27 protein-coding genes and 3 tRNA genes are annotated in these 24,173 nt (G+C 62.6%); 12 read left to right on the forward strand and 18 right to left on the reverse strand.

The features are described 5' to 3' along the window. Positions 1-7: 7 nt before the first annotated feature. Entirely contained in the window at positions 8-649 is a 642-nt protein-coding gene (locus BW940_RS13645) for an RPA family protein (protein WP_076609778.1), read from the reverse strand. A gap of 1 nt (position 650) precedes the next feature. Continuing rightward, entirely contained in the window at positions 651-1,580 is a 930-nt protein-coding gene (locus BW940_RS13650) for a replication factor A (RefSeq protein WP_076609779.1), read from the reverse strand. Positions 1,581-1,849: 269 nt separating this feature from the next. On the opposite strand from BW940_RS13650, the gene BW940_RS13655 reads away from it, so the two are divergent. Continuing rightward, a complete protein-coding gene (locus BW940_RS13655) occupies positions 1,850-2,161 on the forward strand; it encodes a DUF7091 family protein (protein ID WP_076609780.1) in 312 nt (103 codons plus the stop codon). Between the two features lie 51 nt (positions 2,162-2,212). Here BW940_RS13655 and BW940_RS13660 read toward each other — a convergent pair whose 3' ends face one another. After that, positions 2,213-2,443 (reverse strand): CDGSH iron-sulfur domain-containing protein, encoded by a 231-nt coding sequence (locus tag BW940_RS13660; protein WP_076609781.1) that lies wholly within the window; start codon positions 2,441-2,443, stop codon positions 2,213-2,215. Positions 2,444-2,606: 163 nt separating this feature from the next. Here BW940_RS13660 and BW940_RS13665 point away from each other — a divergent pair, with 163 nt between their 5' ends. Then, a complete protein-coding gene (locus tag BW940_RS13665) occupies positions 2,607-2,900 on the forward strand; it encodes a DUF7521 family protein (RefSeq protein ID WP_076609782.1) in 294 nt (97 codons plus the stop codon). A gap of 104 nt (positions 2,901-3,004) precedes the next feature. Here the strand turns inward: BW940_RS13665 and BW940_RS13670 are convergent, their stop codons facing one another. The 3 genes from BW940_RS13670 to BW940_RS13680 all read right to left on the reverse strand — a co-directional run bounded on the left by BW940_RS13670 (position 3,005) and on the right by BW940_RS13680 (position 4,675). Beyond that, positions 3,005-3,454, reverse strand: a complete 450-nt coding sequence (locus BW940_RS13670; protein WP_076609783.1) for a hypothetical protein — start codon at positions 3,452-3,454, stop codon at positions 3,005-3,007. 226 nt (positions 3,455-3,680) lie between these two features. Beyond that, positions 3,681-3,752 (reverse strand) — tRNA-Thr (locus BW940_RS13675). A 95-nt stretch (positions 3,753-3,847) separates the two neighbouring features. Beyond that, entirely contained in the window at positions 3,848-4,675 is an 828-nt protein-coding gene (locus BW940_RS13680; RefSeq protein ID WP_076609784.1) for a DUF7114 family protein, read from the reverse strand. 61 nt (positions 4,676-4,736) lie between these two features. Here BW940_RS13680 and BW940_RS13685 point away from each other — a divergent pair, with 61 nt between their 5' ends. Both BW940_RS13685 and BW940_RS13690 read left to right on the forward strand, forming a co-directional pair. Then, the gene (locus tag BW940_RS13685; protein WP_076609785.1) at positions 4,737-5,447 is read left to right on the forward strand and encodes an enoyl-CoA hydratase/isomerase family protein; all 711 of its coding nucleotides are present in this window, start codon (positions 4,737-4,739) and stop codon (positions 5,445-5,447) included. Positions 5,448-5,517: 70 nt separating this feature from the next. After that, on the forward strand, positions 5,518-6,057 hold the full coding sequence (locus BW940_RS13690) for a GNAT family N-acetyltransferase (protein WP_076609894.1): 540 nt from the start codon (positions 5,518-5,520) through the stop codon (positions 6,055-6,057). A 58-nt stretch (positions 6,058-6,115) separates the two neighbouring features. On the opposite strand, the gene BW940_RS13695 is transcribed toward BW940_RS13690, so the two are convergent. After that, positions 6,116-6,910 carry an NAD+ synthase gene (locus BW940_RS13695; RefSeq protein WP_076609786.1) on the reverse strand — a complete coding sequence of 265 codons (795 nt, stop codon included), beginning with the start codon at positions 6,908-6,910 and terminating at the stop codon, positions 6,116-6,118. 155 nt (positions 6,911-7,065) lie between these two features. On the opposite strand from BW940_RS13695, the gene BW940_RS13700 reads away from it, so the two are divergent. Beyond that, a tRNA-Gly gene (locus BW940_RS13700) sits at positions 7,066-7,136 on the forward strand. Between the two features lie 75 nt (positions 7,137-7,211). Here BW940_RS13700 and BW940_RS13705 read toward each other — a convergent pair. From BW940_RS13705 to BW940_RS13715, 3 genes are all read right to left on the reverse strand, one after another. After that, on the reverse strand, positions 7,212-8,561 hold the full coding sequence (locus tag BW940_RS13705; protein WP_076609787.1) for a hypothetical protein: 1,350 nt from the start codon (positions 8,559-8,561) through the stop codon (positions 7,212-7,214). A 167-nt stretch (positions 8,562-8,728) separates the two neighbouring features. After that, positions 8,729-9,163, reverse strand: a complete 435-nt coding sequence (locus BW940_RS13710) for a universal stress protein (RefSeq protein ID WP_076609788.1) — start codon at positions 9,161-9,163, stop codon at positions 8,729-8,731. Positions 9,164-9,344: 181 nt separating this feature from the next. After that, positions 9,345-9,584, reverse strand: a complete 240-nt coding sequence (locus tag BW940_RS13715; RefSeq protein ID WP_076609789.1) for an amphi-Trp domain-containing protein — start codon at positions 9,582-9,584, stop codon at positions 9,345-9,347. 162 nt (positions 9,585-9,746) lie between these two features. On the opposite strand from BW940_RS13715, the gene BW940_RS13720 reads away from it, so the two are divergent. Then, a complete protein-coding gene (locus tag BW940_RS13720; protein ID WP_076609790.1) occupies positions 9,747-10,598 on the forward strand; it encodes an NAD(+)/NADH kinase in 852 nt (283 codons plus the stop codon). A 43-nt stretch (positions 10,599-10,641) separates the two neighbouring features. Here the strand turns inward: BW940_RS13720 and BW940_RS13725 are convergent, their stop codons facing one another. The 3 genes from BW940_RS13725 to BW940_RS13735 all read right to left on the reverse strand — a co-directional run bounded on the left by BW940_RS13725 (position 10,642) and on the right by BW940_RS13735 (position 13,498). After that, positions 10,642-11,262, reverse strand: a complete 621-nt coding sequence (locus tag BW940_RS13725; RefSeq protein WP_076609791.1) for a DsbA family oxidoreductase — start codon at positions 11,260-11,262, stop codon at positions 10,642-10,644. A gap of 120 nt (positions 11,263-11,382) precedes the next feature. Next, complete coding sequence (locus tag BW940_RS13730; RefSeq protein ID WP_076609792.1) at positions 11,383-12,138, reverse strand: DNA-directed RNA polymerase subunit epsilon; 756 nt, start codon at positions 12,136-12,138, stop codon at positions 11,383-11,385. Between the two features lie 412 nt (positions 12,139-12,550). Beyond that, entirely contained in the window at positions 12,551-13,498 is a 948-nt protein-coding gene (locus tag BW940_RS13735) for a nucleotidyltransferase domain-containing protein (protein WP_076609793.1), read from the reverse strand. Positions 13,499-13,898: 400 nt separating this feature from the next. On the opposite strand from BW940_RS13735, the gene mptA reads away from it, so the two are divergent. Further along, positions 13,899-14,831: a GTP cyclohydrolase MptA gene (mptA, locus tag BW940_RS13740; protein WP_076609794.1), complete on the forward strand. Its 933-nt coding sequence runs from the start codon at positions 13,899-13,901 to the stop codon at positions 14,829-14,831. An 86-nt stretch (positions 14,832-14,917) separates the two neighbouring features. On the opposite strand, the gene BW940_RS13745 is transcribed toward mptA, so the two are convergent. Continuing rightward, positions 14,918-15,721: a TrmB family transcriptional regulator gene (locus BW940_RS13745; RefSeq protein WP_076609895.1), complete on the reverse strand. Its 804-nt coding sequence runs from the start codon at positions 15,719-15,721 to the stop codon at positions 14,918-14,920. Between the two features lie 85 nt (positions 15,722-15,806). Further along, positions 15,807-17,456 (reverse strand): DUF255 domain-containing protein, encoded by a 1,650-nt coding sequence (locus BW940_RS13750; protein WP_076609795.1) that lies wholly within the window; start codon positions 17,454-17,456, stop codon positions 15,807-15,809. A 159-nt stretch (positions 17,457-17,615) separates the two neighbouring features. Here BW940_RS13750 and BW940_RS13755 point away from each other — a divergent pair, with 159 nt between their 5' ends. The 3 genes from BW940_RS13755 (at position 17,616) to BW940_RS13765 (ending at position 19,470) form a co-directional block, all read left to right on the forward strand. Continuing rightward, positions 17,616-18,230, forward strand: a complete 615-nt coding sequence (locus BW940_RS13755; protein ID WP_076609796.1) for an FxsA family protein — start codon at positions 17,616-17,618, stop codon at positions 18,228-18,230. A 68-nt stretch (positions 18,231-18,298) separates the two neighbouring features. Beyond that, positions 18,299-18,372, forward strand: a tRNA-Ile gene (locus BW940_RS13760). Positions 18,373-18,660: 288 nt separating this feature from the next. Further along, positions 18,661-19,470 (forward strand): diphthine--ammonia ligase, encoded by an 810-nt coding sequence (locus BW940_RS13765; protein WP_076609797.1) that lies wholly within the window; start codon positions 18,661-18,663, stop codon positions 19,468-19,470. A 44-nt stretch (positions 19,471-19,514) separates the two neighbouring features. Here BW940_RS13765 and BW940_RS13770 read toward each other — a convergent pair whose 3' ends face one another. From BW940_RS13770 to chrA, 3 genes are all read right to left on the reverse strand, one after another. Further along, a complete protein-coding gene (locus tag BW940_RS13770; protein WP_076609798.1) occupies positions 19,515-19,868 on the reverse strand; it encodes a 2Fe-2S iron-sulfur cluster-binding protein in 354 nt (117 codons plus the stop codon). Positions 19,869-19,931: 63 nt separating this feature from the next. Beyond that, entirely contained in the window at positions 19,932-20,390 is a 459-nt protein-coding gene (locus BW940_RS13775; RefSeq protein ID WP_076609799.1) for a hypothetical protein, read from the reverse strand. Positions 20,391-20,634: 244 nt separating this feature from the next. Beyond that, on the reverse strand, positions 20,635-21,993 hold the full coding sequence (chrA, locus tag BW940_RS13780) for a chromate efflux transporter (protein WP_173834893.1): 1,359 nt from the start codon (positions 21,991-21,993) through the stop codon (positions 20,635-20,637). 165 nt (positions 21,994-22,158) lie between these two features. On the opposite strand from chrA, the gene BW940_RS13785 reads away from it, so the two are divergent. Both BW940_RS13785 and BW940_RS13790 read left to right on the forward strand, forming a co-directional pair. Continuing rightward, entirely contained in the window at positions 22,159-23,229 is a 1,071-nt protein-coding gene (locus BW940_RS13785; protein WP_076609801.1) for an anthranilate phosphoribosyltransferase, read from the forward strand. Between the two features lie 174 nt (positions 23,230-23,403). Then, a complete protein-coding gene (locus BW940_RS13790; RefSeq protein WP_076609802.1) occupies positions 23,404-24,165 on the forward strand; it encodes an SDR family NAD(P)-dependent oxidoreductase in 762 nt (253 codons plus the stop codon). Positions 24,166-24,173 lie beyond the last annotated feature (8 nt).

The raw sequence follows: 24,173 nt of genomic DNA on the forward strand, positions 1-24,173 counted from the left end.
ACCGGTCTCAGACCGTCGCTTCGGCGTCGTCGCGCTCGACGTCCTCGAGACTCTCGAGGGCGGCGATGACGTCGTTGCGGTAGTTGACGACGGGCGAGTCATAGCGCTCGCGAGCCATCTGCGCGTACTCGTTGGTGGGCGCCGTCGAGGCGCTTTCTGGCGCTTCCTGTTCGGCTTCCCACGCTTCGAAGGCCTCGATTCGGTCGAGCGTTCGCTCGGCTGTTTCGACGACCCAGCGATCGCGAGTCGCGTCGTCGACGACTGCAATCGACTCGGGACGAACGGAGACGTTGACGGTGCCGTCGTCGGTCTCGTAGGTGCGTGGTTTGCCGACGATGGCGACGTAGGCCGGCGGCTCCGTGTCGCGAAGCGCCGAGGCCGCCTCGGGCTGGTACTGGCCGGCGTAGACGAAGAAGGTCCCCGTCGGGTCGACGACGCGGCCGCGCCAGTACTCGCTGTCGTCGCCGACGTCTTCGGTCTCGGTCAGGGTCCCAACAATAAAGACGCGGTTGGCGCGGTCGCCAGTCGGGAGCAGCGCGTAGTTGGGCGCACGCTCGTCGTCGCTTTCTTTGAATGTGTACGTCGAGTCGTTGAATTCGGAGGCGAAGACGCGGCGGGCGACTTCGCGGGTGAGTTCTGCCTGGCTCATGTTACATCGACCTCGCTTTGATCAGCAACTGTTCTGGATCGGCTGGCCCGTCGAGTTCTTCGACGTCGTCGGCCAACACGTAGCGGCCGAACGTCGGCCCCTCGATACGGTAGTAGGTGCCGACGATATCGTCCATGATCTCGTCGGCGACGACGGTCGTATCGAGCGCGTCCATCGCCATGTCCTTGGCCTCCTCCAAACTCAGCCCCGTCAGGTCCTCGGTGGCTTCCTTGTCGAAGATGACCTCGTGGGCGTCGATGCCGTCGTCGACAACGGCCTTGATCCGGAGGTCGAACTCGCCTTCGACCTCGCCGTGTTCGTTACAGCGGCCGTTCTGGAGCACTCTGGTGCAGCCTTCTTTCGGGCAGCGCTTGATCAGCCCGCTACCACTTTGCATGTCGACGAGCGCGCCTTCGATCTCGCTCGTGTCGTTGCCGACCTCGAGGTCCTCCTCGAGTTCCTCGATCACCGTCGTCGAGTTGAGTTTGACCGAGTACCGGCCCTGATACTCGTCAGTGACGACGTTTTGGAGTTCGTAGACGCCGCCTTCCTCGAGCGTTGGAAGCTCGGATTTCGCCCACTTGGTGAACTTGATCGTCCCGGTCGGATCGCCCAGCAGGCCGACCTGTGCGACGGAGTCGCTGCGGGGGTCCCAGAGCTCGATGACCTTCGCGGTGAGGTCGATCCACTGCTCGGGTTCGTCGACGTCCTCGACGTTTGCGGCCTCGCTCCCGCCGCGTGAGATGTCCTCGCGCTCGAGGTCGGCTTCCTCGAGGTAGTGGTTCGTGACGCTCCGTCGGGCCTCGTCCATGGGGACTTTGTACTCGTCGACGAGCGTGGTCAGGCGCTCCTCAATATCCTCGACGGCAACGTCGATATGGTCTGAAAACTGGTCGTGGATGTCGTCCGCGTGCTGTCGTACGTCGCTCATTGTGTCACGCCTCCTCTTTCGTTTCACTGGGAGGCATACGCGAGTTCGCTCCCGATCATATTTAAACTGCCGCCACCGGAGCGAAAGTGAACTGCAATGCTTCGAACCGGCTGCTGACGGCGGGATTGGGTTGCTGTCAATCGGTCGTTGGGCAGGGTTCATCGTCGAGTGTCGGGCGATCAGATCCGATGTGTTGATTGGGCCAACCGACGGCCAGCGAACGTCTCCCAGCGACGAGACTATGGGGCCTGCGGCCTAACAGATCGGTAATGTCGGATCGTCGTCGCCTCGAGCGGTTCCTTCGCTCGAAGCTTCAGGAGGCTGGCGAGCAGTACGAAGAGGTTCGTGGCTCGACGACCGAGCAACTCGAGGAAGCTCGCGAGGCCTATCGGGTGGCGAAAAACGCCCGCAGTCTCCCCTCTGACGAAGCGGGGCGGGCGAAGATCGTCTGTCGTCGGTACGCCGAACAGCGGGCGGCGATGCTCGACGATCAGTACCGGCCAGCCTGTTTCGAAGCCGATCATCCCGACTGTGAAGGCTGTGTGGAAGACGTTCGAGAAGGGCGGATCGAAACCTGGTAAACTGCCTCGTGACCCCACATACTCGCCTCACCGGCACGTCATGAATCGGCGCTACTCGTCGTCGGCCGTGACGACACGCTCGACGACTGCCCGCTCACCGTCGTCGTACACGTAGGTCGTCTCCGACTCCTCGTCGTCGGTCTGTCGGTGGCTCCCATCACAGAATGGAAACGACGCCGAAAGCCCGCACTGACAGACCGCAACATCGCCTTTTTCGTCGTCGATATCCGACGGCTCCAGTTTTCGCGGCCCCGTTGCCTCGAGTTCGACCAGTCGTGTCATGTCTGTGGCTTCGTGTGGTCACAACGAAAAGGGACTGGTTGAGAGTTGTGTGCGCTGCTCGCGGTCATCCGCGCCGTCTCGAGCCCGTTCGATCACGGTGGCCGAAATCGTCGTGAACACAAGGTACTTGAGCCCGGTTTGTGATTTCGAAGTACGAACCAGCATGAGTTTTCACGAAACAGGGCTGCCGATTGCGATCCTGCTTGCAGCCGTCAAGACGCTCATCCTGCTCGTGGGCAGTGTCATCACGTTTTTCGCGTACAAAGCCTACCGCCGCACCCAACAGCGCGCACTCGGGCTTCTCGCCGTCGGGTTCGGGCTCGTCACGCTTGGACTGGTGCTCGCTGGCTTGCTGTATGAGCTTCTCGGGGTATCGCTGATGATGGGAATTCTCCTCGAGAGCCTGCTGATGTTCGCCGGCTTTCTCATCATTGCACGCTCCCTGTATGTCACGTAGTCAGTCTGCTTTCCCCGCCACAACTGCTGATTCGATACTAGCCATTGAACGCCACTGCACACCTGACCGTGCGGTCGACTGCCGGGGTTCGGCCTCGAGGCTGTTCACTCGATGACTTCCCTGTGGATTTCGTCGAGCATTCCCTCGAGTTCCTGTTGCCGCTGTTCGAGTGTTGCAATCCGTTCTCGCAAGGCAACATCGGATCCGGTCGCACGAGTGGTCGGTGTGGCGGTTGGCTGATGAGTCGTGTTGTGGTGACGGCCCGAGGATCGATCCACCGGTGACGACAGTGATGGGCGTGCGGCGGCCTGTTCCGGCGTCGAACTGTGCGTTTCCGACTTCGTGTCCGTCACGAGCATGCTGTTCCACCCACTGAGCCAGAGTTCGTACGCGCGAGCGTAGTGTTCCATGGCTCGCGTACTCTCTTGTAAGCCATCGACGACTGCTTGCTGCGTTTCGATGTACGTACTGCTCATATCCTGGTACTCCTCGAACGCGTCAGTGATGGCTTTCAATCCCGAATAGGGCGAGACTGTGGCTTGAGAGTCGTTCATTCCGAATGGTGTGTCATCGACACTCATGATGAATGTTCGGACATATATCATATCCTGACCGTCCGACGGACAAGAAAAGAAACTCATCTGGACTGTAAGTGGTCATCTGTGTTCATTCACAGGATGGAAAAACGCGAATACGGGAGTCATATCCTATGACAACCGCCGCATGCCAGGCTGCCATCAGCTCTCAGATATCGGAAACAGCTATCGATCGAACAGTAAAAGCCTAGGCCGGGATTTGAACCCGGGCTCTCGTCCTTACCAAGGACGCGCTTTACCGCTAAGCTACCCAGGCGCGTATCTCTTCGTTGTCGCGAGTTGTCTTTATGCGTTTCGATTCGCAACCGGGCATGGGTTGGTATGTCGCATCTCGATCCCGGCCACAAACCGTCAGGGATCCGTCGCCGATGTTGCCCGATCGGTCGGCTGCTCCTCAAGTGACTGCTCCGAAAACGACGGCTCGAGACCGTCGAGACACTCGGGTACCGGTGGGAAATCGGTGTCGACGGCATCGGCGATCGTTTCTGCGGTAGCAAGCAGCCGCGATGACGGCGTGGTCCCGACGGCGGCGGTTCCGGTGAGGACGGCGAGTTCGAGGATGTTGCGTTCCAAGTTGGCGTCGATAGTTGCGGGATCGACACCGGTGTTGTCGTCAGTGTGAGTGGCGCTTTCGGCTGTGGTCTCTGTGCTAGACGATCGTGTCGGCCCGTCGGTCGCAGCGACCGTACTACGCTGGGTTTGGTCCCGACCGAACGCCTGGACCGTTCGAACCGCTTTGCCGGCCGCGTCAGTCCGAGCGAGCAGATAGAAGCCGCGTGCAACGAGGATATCGGCGGCGAGGATCTCGAGGTCGCCAGCCTGTCCGTCGGCCGTCTCAGCTGTCGTCCCCGTCTCGGCTGTCGTCCAGGGTTCGTCGTGTGCGAGCGAGCGCGTGAGTCGAAGTCCCTCGTAGATAAGCTGGACGCCGGCTGCCTGCGTGGCAATCCCGTCTGAATCGTTCGGACTGTCGTCGCTGTGATCGGTGTCGAGATCTCCCTCGAACTCGCGGCGACCGCTTCCGTCGGGCGCTGCCGCTGCTGTAGCACTCTCAAGGGTGAGAACGCCGGGAACCATCGAGGCCTCGTCGAGTGTTGCCTCGAGGTAATCGTGTAGCTGCGGTGGTTCCACGTCCGCGATAGCCTCGGAGGCGGCACGCCGACAGCTGTCGGCTTGTTCCATTGGAAGGAGGTTACGACGGAGGAGGCAAAGACCTTTGGAAACGTCGGGTAGACTGGCGTATATGATCGATGTCGAGACTGATGCCGATCGCTCTCTCCGGACGGTCACGATCGACCGTCCCGAAGCACGAAACGCCTTGACCGTCGAGTCCCTCAAGGCCCTCGAGGCGGCGATCGACGACGCCGACGAGCCCGTCGTCTACCTCCGTGGCAACGGCCCTGCGTTCTGTGCAGGGGCCGATCTCGAGACCGTCAGCGAGCTCGAGGGCGACCGCGAGCGGGCCATCGAGTTTGCCCGACTGGGACAGCGCGTCGCCCGAACGATCGAGGACTCACCGGCCATCGTCGTCGCCGGCATCGATGGGCCGGCCCGCGGCGGCGGCCTCGAGTTCGCGCTGGCCTGTGACGTCCGCGTTGGGACGCCTGACTCGACCTACGGCGAACCCGGCGTCACTTTTGGCCTGTTCGGCGCCTGGGGCGGCACCGTCCGGCTGCCCCGCGTGATCGGCGAGGGTGACGCCCTCGAGTTCGCCCTTTCGGGACGGGCCGTCGACGCCGAGGAAGCGCGTCGGATGGGGCTGATCTCGCGGATCGAAGCCGAGCCACGGACCGTCGCCGAGGAGATCGCTGCGAACGCTCCAGACACACTCGCCGTGTTGAAACGACGGATTCGGGACGATCGCGAACGGGCGACGCAGGAACGACTCGAGGCACAGGCCTTCGGCGACCTCGTCGAGGCCCACGCCGACGATATCGACGCGTTACTCGAGTAGGGACGAACGCCTCTCTTGGCATGTGACTGCGCCACAACCATTATTTCGCGACCGATCGTACGCCGAATCGATGCCCGATCCGGTCTTTCTCTCCGGCGACCGTGTCGAGCTCCGCCCCATCGAGGAGGCCGACCTCGAGTTCCTCCAGCGACACGTCAACGACCCGCGGGTCTGGCGGGCGATTGGCCGGTCGAAGCCGCTCAACCGCGTTCAAGAACGGGCGTTCTTCGACGACGTCGTCTGTAGCGACGAATCGATCCAGTTGCTGCTCGTCGCCGAGTCGACGCCGGTGGGAACGATCGGGCTGCAATCGATCGACTGGGTCTCGAGTCGAGCGGAACTCGGCTACTGGATCGCACCCGACCATCAGCGCAACGGCTACGCGTCCGATGCGGTCGAGCGGATCGTCACCTACGGGTTCGACCAACTCGGTCTCCACCGGATCGCCGCCCGCGTTTTCGCATGTAACGAGCCCTCGCGACGCCTCCTCGAGTCGGTCGGGTTCAGACAGGAAGGCGTCCATCGGGACGTCGAGTTCATCGACGGCGAGCATCAAAACGCCTACTGGTATGGCCTCCTCGAGGATGAGTGGCGCTCGGAGACGGCGTAATCGTCGCCGTCGGCGACCCACCAAACAGGAAGTCGTTACGACCGGCGCGCCGAGCTGCTCAGTTCAGCGGCTTCGGCGCGGGCGGCGCCTGTCGTTTGTGCTCGCTTCGCTCGTACATTCCGCGGACCTTCTTGACGGTTTCCTCGTCGACCTCGAGCAGCCGGCAGGTCGCCGCGACCGACAGCGGGCCGTCGATGTGGGTCGCGAGGATCGAATCGAGCGTCTCGTAGCTGATCCCCAGTTCGTCTTCGTCGGTCTGGTCGGCCCACAGCTCCGCCGTGGCCGTCTTCGAGACGAGGTCTTCAGCGACGCCCATGTGTCGTGCGAGTTGGCGAACCTGTGCTTTGTAGAGGTTCCCGATCGGATGGCAGTCGACAGCGCCGTCGCCGTACTTGGTGAAGTAGCCGACCGCAGCCTCGCTCCGGTTGCCGGTGCCGACGACCAGCCGGCGCTCGTGGTTGGCGACGAGGTAGTTCAGGAGGGCTCGCAGCCGCGCTCGAGCGTTGCCGACGGCTTCGTGGTCGCCTTCGGCGTCGGGGTAGGCCGCAAGCAACGAGTCGATGATCGGCTCGAGTTCGATGACATCGTAGCCGATCTCGAGGTTCTGGGCGACTCGCTCGGCGTCGCTCATGTTTTCGTCGCTGCTGACGGTCCCCGGGAGGACGAGCCCGTGGACGTTCTCGACGCCGACTGCCTCGACGAGGAGGCGGGCGGTGAGTGTGCTGTCGATACCACCCGAGAGTCCGAGGACGACCCCCTCGGCACCGGCGGCGTCGACCTGTTGGCGGATGAACTCGACGATATGATCGCGTTGCTGATCCAGTTCCGCATCCGAAAGGCGAAGATCGATCATGTTACCGAATACGAGTGGGCAGGTTTAATAATCACCCCTTACGGCTAATCTGTGGACGTTTGTTGTATTCCTGACCGGACATAGCCACGGGTGCCCTCGAGGAACGCTACGTTGAAGTGGATTCGGCAGCTACGTTTGGGTGACTCGAGTACAGTGCGCTGGTGGTCTAGTGGTAGGACATGAGCTTCCCAAGCTCATAGCCCGGGTTCAACTCCCGGCCAGCGCATTCCGAAACGGACGTCCACGGAGCGCGTACGTTTTTTGACAGCATGGCCCCGCTCTCGAGCGACGCGCATCGCACTCAGAGGTAGCCAAGCAGCGTCCCGCCGAGGACGACCACCCACATTACGACGCCGACGAGGAGCATGTCGTTGAGCCGGGGGTCACGCGCCGCGCGTTTCGTCGCCCCACCGGCGATCAGTCCGAGTGCGACGATGACGAGCATCCGCTGGAGGACGACGTCGATCGGCAGCGAGTCCACGCCGACCAATCCGTAGTCGAGCCAGATGGCCAGTGCGAGCGACCCTGCAGCGACGAGAGCGGCATCGAGCCGTCGTTCGAGCGTCCGGGCGATCAGGGCGGTCGTGATTGGAATCCCGACTGCGATGATGGGATACAGCACAGCGGCGATCATGTGTGGCGTCAGGACGTCGACCCGGCGCTCGAGGAAGAGCCCGCCCATTCGGACGCCGAGAAACAGCGCGAGGATGGTGAAGACGAGGATCAGGTGGCCGGCCTCGAGTCGGTCGTAGGCGGCCGCGATCCGGCGACGGTCGACGTCAGTCAGATGGGTATCGATGGCGTCGGGTGTGTACTCGGAGACGCGCTCGGAATCGGTCCGGCCGTCGGCGCCTGTGTCGGTCGTCGCGACGCGTTTGCGGGCGATGAGCCCCACGCCTGCCGGGAGGACGATCATGCCAGTCAGTTCGACGACGGTTGCCCAGCCGTTGGCATCGGAGGGGCCGGCGTTGTCGAGGTAGATCCGACGGACGTCCCGTTCGGTGTCGACCTGTGGATGGCTCATGAAGTCCGACTCGATTTTCGATTGGGCTGCTTCGACGCCATCGACGCGATGGCGGAGCGTAAACCAGTCGAAATGTTCGGTGTGACCCTGCATGGCGATCCACTGGTCGGCAGGATTTGGACTCTCGTAGAGTCGGATATGATACCGGTGGCCGTAGTAATCCCCGTCCTGGAGTTGTGCGGTCTCGTCCGTCCAGTAGGCGCGTTCGTCGGGACCAGGATCGATCCAGGCGTACCGTGTTGCACCGATGGCTTCGCCCCACTCGACGCCCGTCGCGTGACCGGCTTCCTCCTCGAGAATCGTTCCGTTTTCGGCGTCACCACTGGCCGCTGTCGTTTCGATTGCTTCCCAGTCCCCGTCGCTTTCCTCAGTCATCGTCCGGAGAATGTCGGCAGTGTCACCACGAACGATTACGTTGATCGGGCTCCGCTGCTGGAAGCGCTCCTGCGGGCTGAGAAACCGCCAGAATTTGCTTTCGGAGTCGTTTACGGACGTCAGTCTCGGGGAGACCTCCGCTTCGTTGGTCCCGATATCGGTGGTCGATGGCGAGACCAACAGCGAGAGGCTCCCGACAAAGAGAACGGAGAGTGCGAGTAAGGCAACGACAATCACGATCGAACGGCGCATTTCATCCCTCTAGCAAAGGGGTACATATCAAGATTGGTGTTCGTTGAACGGCGATTTCGACGCCGATATCACTCGAGTGTCAACTGACGCGAGTTCATCACCAATCACGATGAGAATCGGCAATATCGGCTCTCAGACCGGTGTGGTCAGCATAACCGTCCGTCCGATCAGCGCTCGACGTCCGGACCGACGGTGAGAACGGGCGCGGGTGCCTGGCGAACGACTCGCTGAGAGACGCTTCCGACGACGTTGCGCTCGTACTCGTCGCCGCTCGTTCCCATCACGATCAGGTCGATCTCGTGTTCGTCGGCGTAGTCGACGATACACTCGGCGGGATTGCCCGAGTCGAGAGCCGTCTCCACCTCGAGTCCATGATCGATCGTTTCCGTCGCAATCTCGTCGACGGCGTCGCGTGCGTTCGCCTGGAGATCGGCGCGGACGGCCTCGACACGGTCGTCGTCGAGGACCAGAAACGCACGGTCGTCGACGACCGAGAGGACGTGTACTGTCGCGTCTCTCGTCGTTGCGATTTCGGCTGCGTGGGCAGCGACGACTGCCGCGTGGTCGCTTCCGTCAGTGGGAACGAGGATTCGGTCGTACATCAGGGCTATCTAGACGACTCGAGTGAATAAAAAAAGCGGTTGCTGTGGTTCCTCCCGCATGGGAATAGACTACGGGTGCAACTGGACGTGAGTCGCCGAGACTGGTCGGGCGGGTCAGTACACCGACAGCTGACGGTATTGCTTGGCTGTGAGTGGATGGATTCGGTTGCGGGCGGTCCAATTAGGATTTCCAGCTGAGTTCGATCGCGATCGTCTCACGATTTCCGCGGAGCAACGAGGAGCGCTCGACGACGTCGATCGAGCAGTCGACCTCGTCGGGCGGTGTGAGCGTGATCGTCTTGTTGCCGACGTCGACGTCGATCTCGTCGGCGTCCGTCTCGAACTCCGCGGCGAGCGCCTTGAGATATGCCGCGAGTTCCGCTCGCGGGAGTTTTTCGTCTACCGTCGTCCGTTGGGCCATGCGGGCCAGTGGTAGCGACAGCCCCAAAAGTATGCACAACGAACGGAATATAACGCGTACGTACGCTCTCAAAGACGGATCATGCTGGCGCGATGGTCTCCTGTCGGCGGTCGCAAACGAGAGCAGATGGCTTTTTGATTATGGGATGGGTAGCCGCCGCCAATGGACGTCGCCGTCGGCATCGTCGCCCAACGAGACGACGAGCGTGCACAGGAACTCGCTGCGACACTCATCGAGGCCCTCGAGTGTCTCGGCGAACACGAGCAGGCGACCGTTTCGGTCGTCGTCGACGACGCGAGCGGCGACGCGGTCGATGCCCCCGCCGTTCCGGTCGCGTCGATGGCCGACCGGGATCTCGTCGTGAGTATCGGCGGCGACGGCACGCTGTTGTTCGTCGCCCGCGAGATCGGCACCACACCGATTCTCGGAGTGAACCTCGGCGAAGTCGGCTTTCTCAACGCCGTCGCGCCCGCGGACGCTCGAGATATCGTCACCGATCTCGTCGCAGCGCTCCGCGAAACCGGCTCGCTCGAGGGCCGAACACTCTCTCGACTCGAGGCAACCGGCGACGGCGACTGGACGCTCGAGCCGGCGCTCAACGAGATCGTCGTCCACGGGCCACGTCGGGGCCACGGCGGCGGTGTGACCGTCGAGACCCGAATCGGCGGCGACTGCTACGCCGCAAGTCACGCCGACGGCGTGCTCGTGGCGACACCGACGGGCTCGACCGCATACAACCTAAGCGAGGGCGGGCCGCTGGTGCACCCGGAGACGGACGCCCTCATCGTTACCCAGATGGCCGCCGCCGAGTCGATGCCGCCGCTGGTCGTCGATCCAGACACGGAACTCACCATCTCGGTGTCGGGTGCCGACACCGCCTACGTCATCAGCGACGGGCGAAACCGTCGGCGACTCGAGCCACCCGCGACCGTCACCGTCTCGCTCGCACCCGACCCGGTTCGACTCGTCGGACCGGAGGGAAATTTCGTCACGAGCCTCGAGAAACTCGACTAGCGACGAACTGCTCGTCTCGGGACCGATTGTCGCCGTTTTTCGTTCATTCGAGGAGGCGCTCGAGCTGCGCCGGGGGAACCGCGCCCCGGGCGGCCTGTCCCTCGTAAACGAACGTCGGCACACCGGTGATCCCCTGTCGCTGAGACATGGTGAACCGATCCTCGAGTTCCGTCCGGACGCCGTCGTCATCGATCGCGGACCGGATTTCGTCGACTGGCAGCCCGACGGCGTCTGCAACGTCTGCCAACACATCGGTGTCGCCGATGTCGCGGCCGTCCTGCCAGAGCGCTGCATAGATCGCGTCGTCGAACGCGGCCCACTGGTCGGGATATTCCTGTTTGACGTACCACGACGCCTGCTGGGCCGGTAACGAGTCGACTTCGATCGCTATCTCTTGGGCCATCTCAACATCGTACTCCGTCTGCAGGCGACGGACGTTCTGTTTGGCCTGCTCGAAGTACTGATCGTCTTTGCCGTCGTCGACGTCGTGGTCGATCGAGCCGTCCGGGTTGCGCTTCCCGCTTCGGAGGTCGAACGGCTGCCAGTCGACCTCGAGTGGCTCTTCACGCGTCTCGCGGTACTGTGCGAGCGACTGGTTGCCGAGATAGCAGAACGGACAGACGTAGTCGGCGTACAGTTCCAGACGGTCGGATGTCTCGGACATACACCCACGTCGCACGCAGGACGGAAAAGTCGATGGCAACCGGACCCGCCCGCTCGAGATGCAAGGCCATCGTAGCGCGCAAACGCGCGGTGTCCGTTACCTCCTCGAGCGCCGTTGCCGTTAGGCCTCGCCTTCGGTGTCGGCCTCGCCGGTTCCGGTCACGTCGGGCAGATTCGGATCCCGGTAGGGGTTGCGACCGTAGGCCGGGAGCTCGTCCTCGAGTTGGGCTTTGAGTACGCGCCGGAGTCGATTCAGGCTGGTCGTATCCAGCCCGTAGTCGGCGGCGAGGCGTTTGAACGTCTCCTCGTCGGTAATGTCGTGGGCCCGATACTGGCCGAACAACTCGTCCAGTCGCTCGGCCGACAGCGCTTGCGCGTCGATATCGTCCAGCCCGAAGTACTGCTGGCGGTCAACGTCGACGACGTGGCGGATTACTACCAGCGCGACCTTCTCGATCGCCCGCTGGCTGCCGAACTCCCGGAGGTCGATCTCGTCCATCACACCGAGGGCGAGATCGCGCTGCCACGGCGTCACGTCGAGGGCGTTACACAGTGCCTGGGTCGTCCGGAGGCGATCGAGATGGTGAGCGCGCTCGCTGTAGCCCGGCGTCGCCGCGTGCTGTTCGTCGTGGAGGCGACGAACGCTGTCGGAGAGGTCCCCGTCGGGCGACTCCGCGCGGCCGATAACGGTCGCACTCGGCGTGACGACGCCCCATTGGCGAACCGTCGAGTCGCGCTGGACGGCCGCTCGAGAGAGCGAACCGGAGCCGGGTCGTACCTCGAGGCGGCGCTCCGCCTCGTCCTCGAGATGTGGGCTGTCGCCGACGGCCACAGACTGGTCGGCAGCTGGACCGGGTTCAGCACCGTCGTCTCTCATTACGTCTCGCTGGGACAGGCAGACGGAAAAAGGCTCGCTCGTTACAATCATCTCTCAGACGGACTAACAGTCCTGCTAACACGTTCTCGCGTGAGAGACAGGGCGTTCGCTCTCGCGCCGGCACTGACGGACAGGGGTCTGCATGAGCCCGCAAAAAGCCCTTCGTAGCTCTGCTTTGTGACCAGAAATAGTTAAACGGTCGGCGCTGTCGACAGTCGCAACTCGCGAATATGTTTGCTCGAGAACGACCGTCTTCCCGTCATAGCTCTACCTTGTGACCAGAGGCACTTAAAACAGGTCGAGCAGATCAGTTCCGGACACCAGTAGCTGACTGATGTTGAGTCCTCGAGAAGCGACCGTTCTCCCGTCGTATCTTCACCTTGTGACCAGAAGTACTTAAAGGCGACATGACTCACGACGGGGGTGATCCGTACCGGTACTGGACTGCGGTGATCAGTTCGTCGACATACTCGTCCAACCGTTCGATGTCAGGTCCACCGCGTGCGTGTGTGTCGGGATCGATCTCTCTCGCTGGATGGGCGAATTCGCGACCGACAACGTCGCCGACCGTGGCCCCGCCCTCGCCCGCGCGCTTGCGCTCGAGCAGTTTACGAGCGCGCTCGATCCGTTCGGTGTCGAAGACGGCCGGAGCCTGCTCGGTCAGGAACCGCTCGAACTCGAGTGCAGGCAGGTCGTGGCCGTCCCGTTCTCCAGTCGCCTGCAGGTAGCGGGCAGACATCGCTGCCCGGGTGATCGTCAGGTTCCGTTTGACGGTGGGCTTCGTCTGTGTCTCGGTGAACCGCTCGTCATCGGCCGGAATCGTCATCGTCCCCACGTCGGTTTTGACAACGTACGCGCCGTCTTCGAGCACGTCGACGATTGGGAAGCGCTCGTCGTCGGTGGAAACCAGATGATGCGAGATGTACTTCCGGTAGTTGCTCGTCGCGATACCGCGCCACGTGTGGTAGAGGTCCATCGGGTTGTACGTCCGTTCGACGTAGGTAGCGAGATCGGCTGGATCGTATGCAGCCCGATAGCGGATCGGACTGCGAAGGACGTCGATCGCGCCTTCGTTGGAGTCGGCCAGCAGGCCCGCAAACGTGCGGACGTCCCAGCCCTGAACGTCGATCTCGCCGTATTCGCGGTCGATGACTTCGGTGGGTCCCTCGAGGTGGACGTACTGACGCAGGTCGGTCGGCACGAAGACGACGCCGACATCGTAGTCGCTGTCGGGACTCGCCGCGCCCCAGGCATGACTGCCGCGGGCGACCGCGAACACGATGGCAATATCGTACTCGCGTTCGATCGTCCCCAATACGTTGTCGATTGTTTCGAAAATGTGTGCCGGAACCGAATCCATAGCTGTCACTCGAGCAGTAGTATCAGTAAAAGCGGGCGGACCAGGCCCAAATGCCCTTCGTAGCTTTACCTTGTGACCAGAAGTACTTAAAGAACGACGGAGTTGGCAGCGGTCGCCACTCCAGTCGTCCGATCGAACTGCAAAGCACGTGATCGTCGCCGTCGCTCGTTGATTGTGACCCCTCGAGAACGGCGACTTCCCGTCGTATCTATATCTTGTAACCAGAGCCACTTAAAGGGACGAGCGAACGCTTGGGTTCGGTTGCCGCGAGGAATATGTCACATCCGCCGGACCGATCTCGGTTGCTGGAACGATTACACGTCTCGGTACCGCTCGACCGTTCGTTTCGAGAACGTCGTCTTCCGAAAGGTTGAATCGCATCCTGCCCTGAATACGCACAATGAGTCACCAGCTGCCGGACGTACAGGCGACGTCACCCGATGTCACTGTGGGTCTGAGTCAGGTCGGCGTCACTGGCGTCGACAAACTCGTCAAGATCGCCCGCGAAGACAAGCGCCCGATCGTTCTCACCGCCGAGTTCAAGGTCTTCGTCGATCTCCCTGGCTGGCGAAAGGGTGCGGACATGAGCCGTAACATGGAGGTCATCGACGAGATTCTCGAGGATGCAACCCGTGAAGAAGCCTACCGCGTCGAAGAGGTCTGTGGTGAGGCTGCAGAGCGACTCCTCGAGAAACACGACTACACCTCGAAAGCGCAGGTGACGATGGAGGCGGAGTTCATGCGCCGCGAGCAGACGCCCGCAAGCGACCGCGAAACCCAACACACTGTCGACATCATCGCGTCGGCGACGGCGACCGAAGACGGCACGCGCGAAGAAATCGGCGCGGAGGTCACGGGAATGACCGTCTGTCCGTGCTCGCAGGGGATGTCCACCTCGCGCGCAAAAGAGACGCTTCAGAACCTCGGCGTCGAAGACGAGACGATCACGCAGTTCTTGGAGGAAGTTCCACAACCGGGTCACTCCCAGCGGGGTCACGCGACGCTGACCGTCGAATCCAGCGGCGATCCCGAGATTGATCTGAACGACATCATCGATATCGCCCGCGACGCGATGAGCGCCCGGATCTACAACCTCGCGAAACGCCCCGACGAGGACCACATGACCTACGCGGCCCACGCGGACGCGAAGTTCGTCGAGGACTGTGTGCGCGCGCTGGCCGACGGCGTCGTCAACGAGTTCGATCATCTGCCAGACGACGCAGTGATCACGATGGCCCAGTCCAACGACGAGTCGATTCACCAGCACAACGCCCACGCCGAACGCGTCGTCGAGATGGCGACGCTGCGCGAGGAAGTCAACGGCGAGTTTTAACTGTTACACCGAGGCGATCGCTCACCGATCGGATCGGTCGAAAACCAGCTGCTTTTCTACGAAACGCCGACGTGAGGCGCTCAACGTCAGAACTCGAGTGGCGCTGCGTCGTCCCAGCGGGGGACGAACTCCTCGTGGACGTTTGCGGCGAACTCGGGGTCTTTGAGGTCGATCATGCCGAACGCCTCGCTAGATGAGAGCGGGTTCGGAACCTGAATACAGACTTCGACGCCGTCGATGATGTTGAACGAGCCCGTGATATCGTCGTTCGTCCGCACGTCGAAGTCGCCGCGTTGCTGTAAGGTCTCTCGGTAGCGCTTGCCGACGTCTTCGGAAAGCGACGATACCATCTCGCGAGTCATCAGGAGGTCGACCGAGACGCCCCGATCGAGGGCGTCCTCGAGTTGTGCGTTGACCTGCTCGCTGACGGCCTGCATATCCCACTGGGGGGCCGGATCCGCAGACACCATCACGATGTGGTCGTCGGCGGCTGCAAGCCGCTCGAGCAGCAGGTCGATCGTCTCCTCGGGACCGACTGCAGCGGTCCAGAACTGATCTTCGACCGGCTCGGCGGCGTCGAGTTCGTCGGCCAACTCGTCGACGATCGACGCATACTGGTCTGCCTTCTCCTCGAGTTCCCGTTTCTTGTCGTCGAGCAGCCGATCGAGCGCCGTCGCAGGCTCGACAGCGACGTACTTTTTCGGCCGGCTTGCGGTCTGGCTCCGGACGAGATTGTACTGCTCGATGCTGTTGAGGACGTCGTAGATCCGACCCATCGGCACGTCGCTTGCACGAGACAACTCCTTGGCTGTTGTGGGGCCGGTGTTGAGCAATGCTCGATATGCTCGAGCTTCGTACTCCGAGAGCCCGAGATCCCTGAGACTGGCCATGTGATGACCGACCAACTGAAGAAACATAAACGCTGTGGTGGTTTGATCGTCGTTCGATTTTCCATCGCAGCAGCGCCTGTTGGCGTTACTCGAGGATCGACTGGACGCGGTTACTCAACTCGTCGGGGGTTTCGGCACGGTCGGAGACGAACTCGCCACGTTCGGCTCGGGCGGTCCCGGCCTCGAGGGCGTCGGCAGCCGGGACGACGACCTTCTCGTGGTCGGCAAGTCGCAGGGCGGCCCGATGGAGGTCGGTGCCGGGCTCGTCACCGACCGTGATCACGAGCGGGCCTTCGAGCAGCCGGGAGACGGTCGTCGCGTAGCCGGCGATCTGGACACCGAAGCGATCGCTCGCGCCAGCGAAGGCCTCGAGCGTTTCCCGGGCGAGGTCACGATACTGCTGTGTGCCCGTCAGCACCGCGAGCTCGAGCAGCGCGTCCGCGATTGCGACGTTCGCATCCAGCGGCCGGAGCGGTCGGTCGAGGAGACCGGCACCCACTGCAGGCCCGTCGACGAACGACGCGCCGTCGTGTAAGTGTTCGATCGTCGCGTCCGCGACCGCCATCGCGTCCTCGAGGACGGCCGGCTCGAGCGTGCTCGCGACCGTCGTCAGCGCCGAAAGCGTGCGGGCCTGGTTGAGCAACAGCGGGACCGGGTCGCCGTTCGGTTTGCGTTCTGTGCGTCCCTCGAGCGTGTGGGCGACGACGCCGTCCGTGAGCAGGTCTTCCCGGAGTGTCTCGAGTGCGCGTTCGGTGTACCGTCGCGCGCGCTCGTCGTCGGTGTAGGCGTAGTACGTACACAGCCCCTCGATCGCCAGCCCGTTGGGGCCGGCAAAGACGCCCTCGTCGACTGGCGGCTCGGCCGCACCGGCGCGGTCGGTCGCATCGAGGGTGTGTGCATCGCTCTCGCCGGGTGCTTGGCTGTTCCCAAAGGCGTCGACATCGTCGTTCCACAGCGTCGTCGTCAGATACTCGATCGTTCGCTCGGCAGGCTCGCGATACTCGTCTTTGCCTGTGTGCAGGTAGGCGTTTGCGAACGCCCGAACGAGCGCGCCGTTGGAATCGAGCAGTTTCTCGTGGTGGAGCCCCGACCAGTCTGGCTCGCTTGCAAAGCGATAGAAGCCGCCGTCGTACTCGTCTAGCAGGTTCGCGCTGACCGCATCGAACGACCGCAGGGCCATCTCCCGGTCGCGCTTGAGCGCGAACTCGAGGGCGTCTGGCAGCGGGAACTTCGGGCTGTCTCCCCAGCCACCGGCGACCTCGTCGTAGGTTTCGGTGAGTTGGCCGAGCATCGCGGCTTCGACGTCGGCTGTCAGTTCGCCCGCGGGTGGGTTGTCCTCTCGGAGTGGCCGCGGGATCCGTCCGGCACCGCTGCCCTTGGTGTCCCACATGGTTCGGACGCTGTCGAGTACCTGTCGCATCCCGTCCGTTCCGAGATAGCCCGCGCCGGTCAGCACCGAGCCGTCCGGGGCAAGAAAGACCGTGGATGGAAAGCCGCCCATGTTGTACCGATCACGCACGCGCGGGTGACGGTCGGCGTCGACCCGAACCGGCACGAAACTATCGTTGAGATTCGCCGCGATTCGTGGTTCGGCGTATGTCGTGCGGTCCATCTCGTGACAGTGCTCACACCACGTCGCAGTGAGCGAGAGCAAGACGGGCGTGTCCGCCTCCGCTGCCTCGTCGAAGGCTTCCTGTCCCCACTCGCGCCACTCGACACGCGTCGGATCGTTCATACCGGTGTCTCGGCTGTCGCGGGCGTAAGCCCTTCGTTCGATAGTGGATTCGACGGCTCCTCGGACCTCGAGGCCATCGCAGCCGACTCGAGGCCGGTTCGCGTTCCCAGTACAACTCGAGAGTAAAGCGTTTTCACCCTCCACGGGCTATATCGGCGCATGCTCCGGTGGATCTTCGCGCTCCTGCTCATCCCGTTTCTCGATGCGGTGATCCTCGCGATCGTCGTCAGCCAGACGACATACCTCGGCTGGGTGGGAATGGTGTTGCTCGTCGTCCTGACCGGCCTCGTCGGCATGTTGCTCGTCCGTGCCGAGGGTCGCCGAACCATCCGGAAGATGCAGCGGTCGATGGCTCAGGGAAAGCCGCCGACGAACGAACTGCTCGACGGTGGCCTGCTGATCGCCGCCGGCGCGTTCCTGCTGACGCCCGGGCTGGTCACCGACGCTATCGGGTTCCTGCTCGTCGTCCCCCTGACGCGGCTTCCGATTCGGGCCGCCCTCAAACGCTTCGTGATCGTCCCCTACGCGGACAAGAAAACCGGCGGCTTCGCCAGTGGCAAGGTCTGGACGTTCGGGTTCCCCAACGAGGGGATGGCTCGAGACGGTGCCCAGACTGGCACAGGAGACGGTGGCGCAGGTGGCACGTACGACCTCGGTGCTGATGACTACTCCGTTGACGCTGACAACGGCCAGGAGTCGTACACGATTGACTTCGGGAGCGAATCCACGACCGACGACTTGGACGATGACACCGACGACCCCTCCGCTCGGTAGCGGTTCTCACAGTACCTGAAGAAAGAAACCCTTAAACATACCAGCCAACAACTACTGAATGCGAACGCGGGCCAATAGCTCAATCAGGTTGAGCGCCACTCTGATAAGGTGGAGGCTCTCGGTTCAAATCCGAGTTGGCCCATACTTTTGCTGCGAACAACTTCGTGAGCAGCAAGTTCTGTATCGACCTCTGTTTGAACCCTGGAAGTCGCATGCTCGCGAGCGAAGCGAGTGAGACCGTCTTCCTTCGGTTCAAATCCGAGTTGGCCCATATTCTCGTGGCGAGCAAATTCGCGAGCCATAGCTATTGTATCCAACTCGGATTTGAATGAGACCAGTTGCATGCTCGCGAGCGAAGCCGCCTTCCGCCAGTGGAACAGACTCGTAGCCCGCCCCACAGGCGTTTGTTCGTCGACAGGGTATAGCGTGTATGTCCAACTCCGACGGCGGGTGGATCTCCCTCTTCTCCGGCGGCAAAGAGTCCTCGTGGGCGCTCTACCGCGCACTGGAATCCGGACGTGATGTTCGCAGACTCGTGCTTATCCATCCGCCGGCCAACTCTCAGATGTACCATGCACCCGCAATAGCTGTCGCTCGGCTGGCTGCACGGAGCATCGGGATCCCCATCGTCGATGTCGGGATCCCCGTCGTCGATATCGAACCCCCCGACATCGGCGGGGATGTCGATCCTCGCTCGAGACCGGAGGATACCACCGCAATCGAACCCCTCGAGGACGCACTCAGGACGCTGGACGCCGAGCTCGACGGCGGTGTCAGTGGAGTCATCACTGGCACCGTCGAGAGCGAGTTTCAGGCCGATCGACTCCGGTCGATGTGTGACCGCATCGGGTGTGAGTTCGCCGCGCCACTGTGGCAGGCCGAGCCGACCGTCCTCCTCGAGACGATGATCGAGGCGGGCCTCGAAATCGTCGTCGTCGAGGTGACGGCACCCGGGTTCGACGAGTCCTGGCTTGGACGACAGCTGGATTCCGATGCAGTGGCCGACTTGGAAGCACTTACCGGTGAGTACGGTGTCCATCCACTGGGTGAGGGCGGAGAGTTCGAGACGATCGTCACCGACGGCCCACATATGTCCCGTCGAATTTCCCTCGAGTTCGAGCGGGTATGGCACGGGAACTGGGGGACGTTGCGAGTTACCGACGCCCGACTCGAGACACCGCCGCCGGGAGACGATCACCACTGCGAGGACGATAGCCCACCGTCGGACAACGGCGGGTGACCGCCCCATCGCGTGTGGGCGATGCGATCGGTGTGTCGATTCGGTCAGTCGTCGGTATCGGCCGGCGATAACTGGCGCGGAACGATCTGTCCCCAGACGTGCTTGTCGATGAGCCAGACTGTCAGCGGCTCCTCGACCTCGAGACAGCAGGAGAGTCGTGGATAGCCGAATCGGACGGCTGCAGCATCGTGCCAGTGGGTCGGTTCCGGTGCGGGATCGACCTCGACGGTACAGGTCGCACACAGCCCTCGACCGCCGCAGTTGACGTGTCGCGAAACGGTCCCGTACACCGGCAAGTCGCGTTCGAGCAGTGCATCCCGAAGCGTCGTGCCGCGTTCGACCTCGAGAGTCGTTTCCGCAGCCTCGGTGACGACCCGAACCGGAATGTTCTCACCCATAGTGTTCGGTTCGGCTGCACCTCCCGTGATTCTACTGGTGACTCGCCACTCGACCTCGAGACATCAGTCCTGCTCGGAGGGGTTCGATGCCGTGTACGCTGCGAGATCGGAGACGACCCTGTCCTGCTCAGAGCTGGCACTGCGCCCCGGTCGCTTCGACAGATGGGTGTACGCCAGCAGCGAGTCGTCGTTGAGGACGACTTGCAGGATATCGCGTTCTGCGATCGCCTCGAACGAGACTCTGGGTTCGACGTGTTGATCGACGAGTTCGCCGCCGTCCTCGAGCAACAAGACGACGTGTCTGTCGTCGACGATTCGATCGACGACGGCGACGTACCGTGTTGCGCCGTCCGGGATGTCGTCCGGCGTGTCTCTCGTCGACCGGCACCGTGTATCGCCTGCTCGATCGTCACCACGGCCGAGATCCGCACCGACGGTTGTCGAGGTGGCTACTGTCGCCATCCCGAGCGAGCCAAGCGTCTGGAGGACCGTTCGTCGCGATGGTCGCTGTCGGCGTGACATGCCCTGGTTGGCCGCGGTATAACTGATAAACGTGCGGGCGGTCGACGTCTGGGTAGACGTCCCGAGTTCGGTGCTGTCTCTTCGAGAGGGGGTGTCGCGGCAGAGACAATTCAGGCAGTATCGAACCCAACCAGTTAGGCAATCATCTTGTTGAGCGGACTCATGTACGTCTACGTGCCATCCGAAAACGTGGATGGCGGTCCCAGGGGCACACGTGGAAAAACAACGGGGCCATTTTTTGTGCCTAGACGACGAGAAAGTACCACGCCATACCCACGCCACCGCCACCGAGGATGAGGAACGCGGCGTGAACGTCGCGGACGAACAGCACGCTGGTTACGGCTGCCAAAGCGACGGTGAAGCTGTCGACGAACGACTCGAGCGCCAGTGTCACGGTCGCACCCAGAATCGCCCCGACGACCGCGGCGTTGACGCCGACGAGAGCCGACTGGACGATATCGTTCTCCCGAACCCTCGCGAAGTACGGGAAGAAACCCATGATGAACGCAAACGAGGGGCCGAAGGCACCGACCATCGCGACGAACGCGCCGACGACGGCAATTGAAACCAGACCGTAGGTGTCGAGCATGAGTTTGTAGCCGACGAAGGCCGTCGTCATCACGACCGGGCCGGGCGAGAGCTGGCCGATCGCGATCCCGTCGACGAACTCGCGGCCGGTCATCCAGCCGAACTCGCTGACGACGTAGAGTTCGATGAAGGGAATCAGTACGAGCCCACCGCCGTAAATGAACGAGCCGGTATAGATCATGAACGCGAACAGTTGCACCCACGGGTTCGCCCAGATTGCGAGGAGGAGTCCCCACAGCGGGCTCGCTTCGATGGTCCGTCGTGCCGCTGGGCCGAGGAGATCGAATAGCCGATCGCGAAGCGTAAACGCGGTGAGGGTGATCGCTCCGCCGATCGTCCACACCGAAACGCGACGCCAGTTCCGCCGGACCCACGTCGAGCGGTAGATGCCGACCGCGATCGCCCCGGCGACGACGAACTGCACGACGGGATTGGTGCCGATGGTGGCCGTCACGACGATTGCGGCGGCGAGCAGCCCCACCAGCAGGTAATCGATCGACCACGTCTCCGCACCGAGCCGAAACTCGGCGTCCGTCCGTCCCTCCGCGAGCGCACTCTGTGCCATCGACCACGACGCCCCGACGATCAGCCCGATCACGACCGGGTTGATGCCGTAAAACAGCGCTTCGACCGACGGCACCGCTTGATAGGCGAAGTAGAGCCACGAAAAGAAGACGACGATGACGAACGTCGGCAGCATGAAAAAGAAGCCGGCGACAACTGCGCCGGGATTGCCGGCGTAGATCCAGCCCATGAAGATGCCGAGCTGTGTCGAGGCGGGGCCGGGGAGGGTGTTACAGATCGCGAGCCCCTCCATGAACGTCGACTCGTCCGTCCACTCGCGGCTGTCCTCGCCGACGAGGTCGGACTCCATCATCGCGATGTGAACCAGCGGCCCGCCGAAGCCGACGATGCCGATGAACAGGTAGTATCTGGCGATTTCGAGCAGTTTCCGCCGCGACGGCTCACCGCGATAGGCGTCAGCGGAAGACGCCGCGTCCGTCGTCTCGCTCACAGCGTGAGACTCACCTCGAGTCCGGATAAGCGTGCACCTGTCCATCGCTGCGTTACGGCCGAGTCGCGTCGGTCGTGGCTCATCGAGACGGCTCGTTCGACCGCGTCTCTCGTGTTGACTCCCGGAAGCGGGAGGCTTTTGGCTGGCCCCTCCAAACCGCACTCCATGACTCACTCAGCCCAGGAGTTCGGCGAATGGCCGCTTAAACGGCTGCTGACGGCCGTCGTCGGCTCCGGCCCAAAATCTGCCGACGACATGAGCCACGCGCAGGCTCGAGAGGCCTTCCAGCGGATTCTGGCCGGCGAGCCCAACGAGACGACGCTCGGTGCGTTCTGGCTGGCAAATCGCTGGAAGCGAAACACCCCCGAGGAGCTGGCGGCCTACACCGACGTCATGCGCGAGGAGTCGGTCGTGACCGCAGAACCCGACGTCGATCCCGTCGACTGCGGGGCAAACTACGACGGCAAACACTCCTCGGCCGTCCTCGGCGTCGGGGCTGGAATCGTCGCTGCGGCTGCGGGCACGCCGGTCGTCGTCCACTCCGGCGATCGCGTCCCCACTCAGAAGGCGACGGCGTACAAACACGTCCTCGATGAACTCGGCGTGCGGACGGACCTCGAGCCAACCGAGAGCGCCGAGATGGTCGACGAAACCGGCTTTGGCTTCTACTATCAGCCCGCGTTCAACCCGGGTATTCAGGACCTCTACGAACGACGCGACGAGATGGGCGTCCGCACGTTCGTCAACACGATCGAGACGGTCGCCAATCCCGCAAACGCCGACGTCCACCTCGGCTCGTTCTACCACCTCGCGTTCGCGAAGAAGCTGACTGATCTCCTCAGAGAAAGCGAACAACTCGAGTTCTCGCGGGCGATCTTCTTCCAGGGAATGGAAGGCTACGACGACATTCGCCCCGGTTATACGAAAGTCGCCGAATGGAGCGAGGAGGACGACGAACTCGAGGACTACGAGATCGAAACCGCCGAGTACGGCATGGCGATGGAAAGCGACGACCTCGCAGTCGACGACGTCACCGCCGATTCGGCGGCGATCACCGAAGCCGTCCTCGCTGGCGAGCGCGACGACGCGTTCACCGACGCCATTGCGCTCAACGGCGCGTTCCGGATGTACGCCCGCCAGGACGTCGACACGCTCGAGGAGGGGTTAGCGCAGGCTCGCGAGGTCATTGCAGACGGCAGCGCCGACGCAGTGCTCGAGGAGCTGCGGGCGTTCTGAGTCCCGACACACCGGGTTTCGTTCGTCGTTTGAGATTCCATCGTCGACACGACATGTACAGTCCAGACGATGGCTTACCATTGTTCGACGTTTCTGGATCTTCTCCGAACAGTTGATCGTCGCTGTCCTCAAATAGTGAACGAATTTATATAATGTGCGTACGATGATGGGTGTATGCGACTCGAAGACAAGACTGTTGTTATCACTGGTGCAGCGTCGGGGATCGGCGAGGAAACGGCCAAACGGTGTGCCGATGAGGGCGCGCGGGTGATCGTGACGGATATCGATACCGACGGCGGCGAGGAGACCGTGGCTGCGATCGAAGACGCTGGTGGCGAGGCGGCGTTTGCCGACCTCGACGTCACCGACAGCGAGGCCGTCCACGCTGTCGTCGACGAAGTTGCCGAGCGCGACGGTCTCGACGTGATGATCAACAACGCCGGCACCGGCCACCCCGGGGGGAGCCTCGAGGAGATCGATGACGGGATCCGCGATTTCGTAATCGACGTCAACATCAAGGGTGTCTGGAACGGCTGTCACGCTGCCTTGCCACACATGAAAACACAGGGTCACGGCTCGATCGTCAACATCGGCTCGTTGGCGAGCATCCTCGGGCTTCCAAAACAGGCCGCCTACTCGACGACCAAAGCCGCCGTTCTGAACATGACCCGGACCATCGCCGCCGAAGCGGGACCGTACGGTGTCCGGGCGAACGCCGTCTGTCCGGGCTTTACCGAAACGCAAATGCTCGAGCAGTATCTGGCGACGCAGGATGAGCCGGAGCAGGCCCACCAGGAACTGGCTGAGCAGTATCCCCTCAAGCGCCTGGGCACGCCCGAAGAGATCGCAAACGCGGTGCTCTTTCTTGCAAGCGACGAATCGTCGTTCGTCAGCGGCCACGGCCTGGTCGTCGACGGTGGGTTCTCGACCTGCTGAATCGCGTT

The organism is Natronorubrum thiooxidans (genome assembly GCF_900156475.1).
Classification (GTDB): Archaea; Halobacteriota; Halobacteria; order Halobacteriales; family Natrialbaceae; genus Natronorubrum; species Natronorubrum thiooxidans.

Coding starts and splice junctions, on each gene's coding strand:
- BW940_RS13660 (WP_076609781.1), bottom strand. CDS start 2,443: ATGACACGACTGGTCGAACTCGAGGCAACGGGGCCGCGAAAACTGGAG.
- BW940_RS13775 (WP_076609799.1), bottom strand. CDS start 20,390: ATGTCACGCCGACAGCGACCATCGCGACGAACGGTCCTCCAGACGCTT.
- BW940_RS13790 (WP_076609802.1), top strand. CDS start 23,404: ATGCGACTCGAAGACAAGACTGTTGTTATCACTGGTGCAGCGTCGGGG.
- BW940_RS13665 (WP_076609782.1), top strand. CDS start 2,607: ATGAGTTTTCACGAAACAGGGCTGCCGATTGCGATCCTGCTTGCAGCC.
- BW940_RS13685 (WP_076609785.1), top strand. CDS start 4,737: ATGATCGATGTCGAGACTGATGCCGATCGCTCTCTCCGGACGGTCACG.
- BW940_RS13645 (WP_076609778.1), bottom strand. CDS start 649: ATGAGCCAGGCAGAACTCACCCGCGAAGTCGCCCGCCGCGTCTTCGCC.
- BW940_RS13725 (WP_076609791.1), bottom strand. CDS start 11,262: ATGTCCGAGACATCCGACCGTCTGGAACTGTACGCCGACTACGTCTGT.
- BW940_RS13785 (WP_076609801.1), top strand. CDS start 22,159: ATGACTCACTCAGCCCAGGAGTTCGGCGAATGGCCGCTTAAACGGCTG.
- BW940_RS13690 (WP_076609894.1), top strand. CDS start 5,518: ATGCCCGATCCGGTCTTTCTCTCCGGCGACCGTGTCGAGCTCCGCCCC.
- BW940_RS13735 (WP_076609793.1), bottom strand. CDS start 13,498: ATGGATTCGGTTCCGGCACACATTTTCGAAACAATCGACAACGTATTG.
- BW940_RS13705 (WP_076609787.1), bottom strand. CDS start 8,561: ATGCGCCGTTCGATCGTGATTGTCGTTGCCTTACTCGCACTCTCCGTT.
- BW940_RS13680 (WP_076609784.1), bottom strand. CDS start 4,675: ATGGAACAAGCCGACAGCTGTCGGCGTGCCGCCTCCGAGGCTATCGCG.
- BW940_RS13715 (WP_076609789.1), bottom strand. CDS start 9,584: ATGGCCCAACGGACGACGGTAGACGAAAAACTCCCGCGAGCGGAACTC.
- BW940_RS13670 (WP_076609783.1), bottom strand. CDS start 3,454: ATGAACGACTCTCAAGCCACAGTCTCGCCCTATTCGGGATTGAAAGCC.
- BW940_RS13770 (WP_076609798.1), bottom strand. CDS start 19,868: ATGGGTGAGAACATTCCGGTTCGGGTCGTCACCGAGGCTGCGGAAACG.
- BW940_RS13745 (WP_076609895.1), bottom strand. CDS start 15,721: ATGGCCAGTCTCAGGGATCTCGGGCTCTCGGAGTACGAAGCTCGAGCA.
- BW940_RS13650 (WP_076609779.1), bottom strand. CDS start 1,580: ATGAGCGACGTACGACAGCACGCGGACGACATCCACGACCAGTTTTCA.
- BW940_RS13765 (WP_076609797.1), top strand. CDS start 18,661: ATGTCCAACTCCGACGGCGGGTGGATCTCCCTCTTCTCCGGCGGCAAA.
- BW940_RS13755 (WP_076609796.1), top strand. CDS start 17,616: ATGCTCCGGTGGATCTTCGCGCTCCTGCTCATCCCGTTTCTCGATGCG.
- BW940_RS13720 (WP_076609790.1), top strand. CDS start 9,747: ATGGACGTCGCCGTCGGCATCGTCGCCCAACGAGACGACGAGCGTGCA.
- BW940_RS13710 (WP_076609788.1), bottom strand. CDS start 9,163: ATGTACGACCGAATCCTCGTTCCCACTGACGGAAGCGACCACGCGGCA.
- BW940_RS13730 (WP_076609792.1), bottom strand. CDS start 12,138: ATGAGAGACGACGGTGCTGAACCCGGTCCAGCTGCCGACCAGTCTGTG.
- BW940_RS13655 (WP_076609780.1), top strand. CDS start 1,850: ATGTCGGATCGTCGTCGCCTCGAGCGGTTCCTTCGCTCGAAGCTTCAG.
- mptA (WP_076609794.1), top strand. CDS start 13,899: ATGAGTCACCAGCTGCCGGACGTACAGGCGACGTCACCCGATGTCACT.
- BW940_RS13695 (WP_076609786.1), bottom strand. CDS start 6,910: ATGATCGATCTTCGCCTTTCGGATGCGGAACTGGATCAGCAACGCGAT.
- BW940_RS13750 (WP_076609795.1), bottom strand. CDS start 17,456: ATGAACGATCCGACGCGTGTCGAGTGGCGCGAGTGGGGACAGGAAGCC.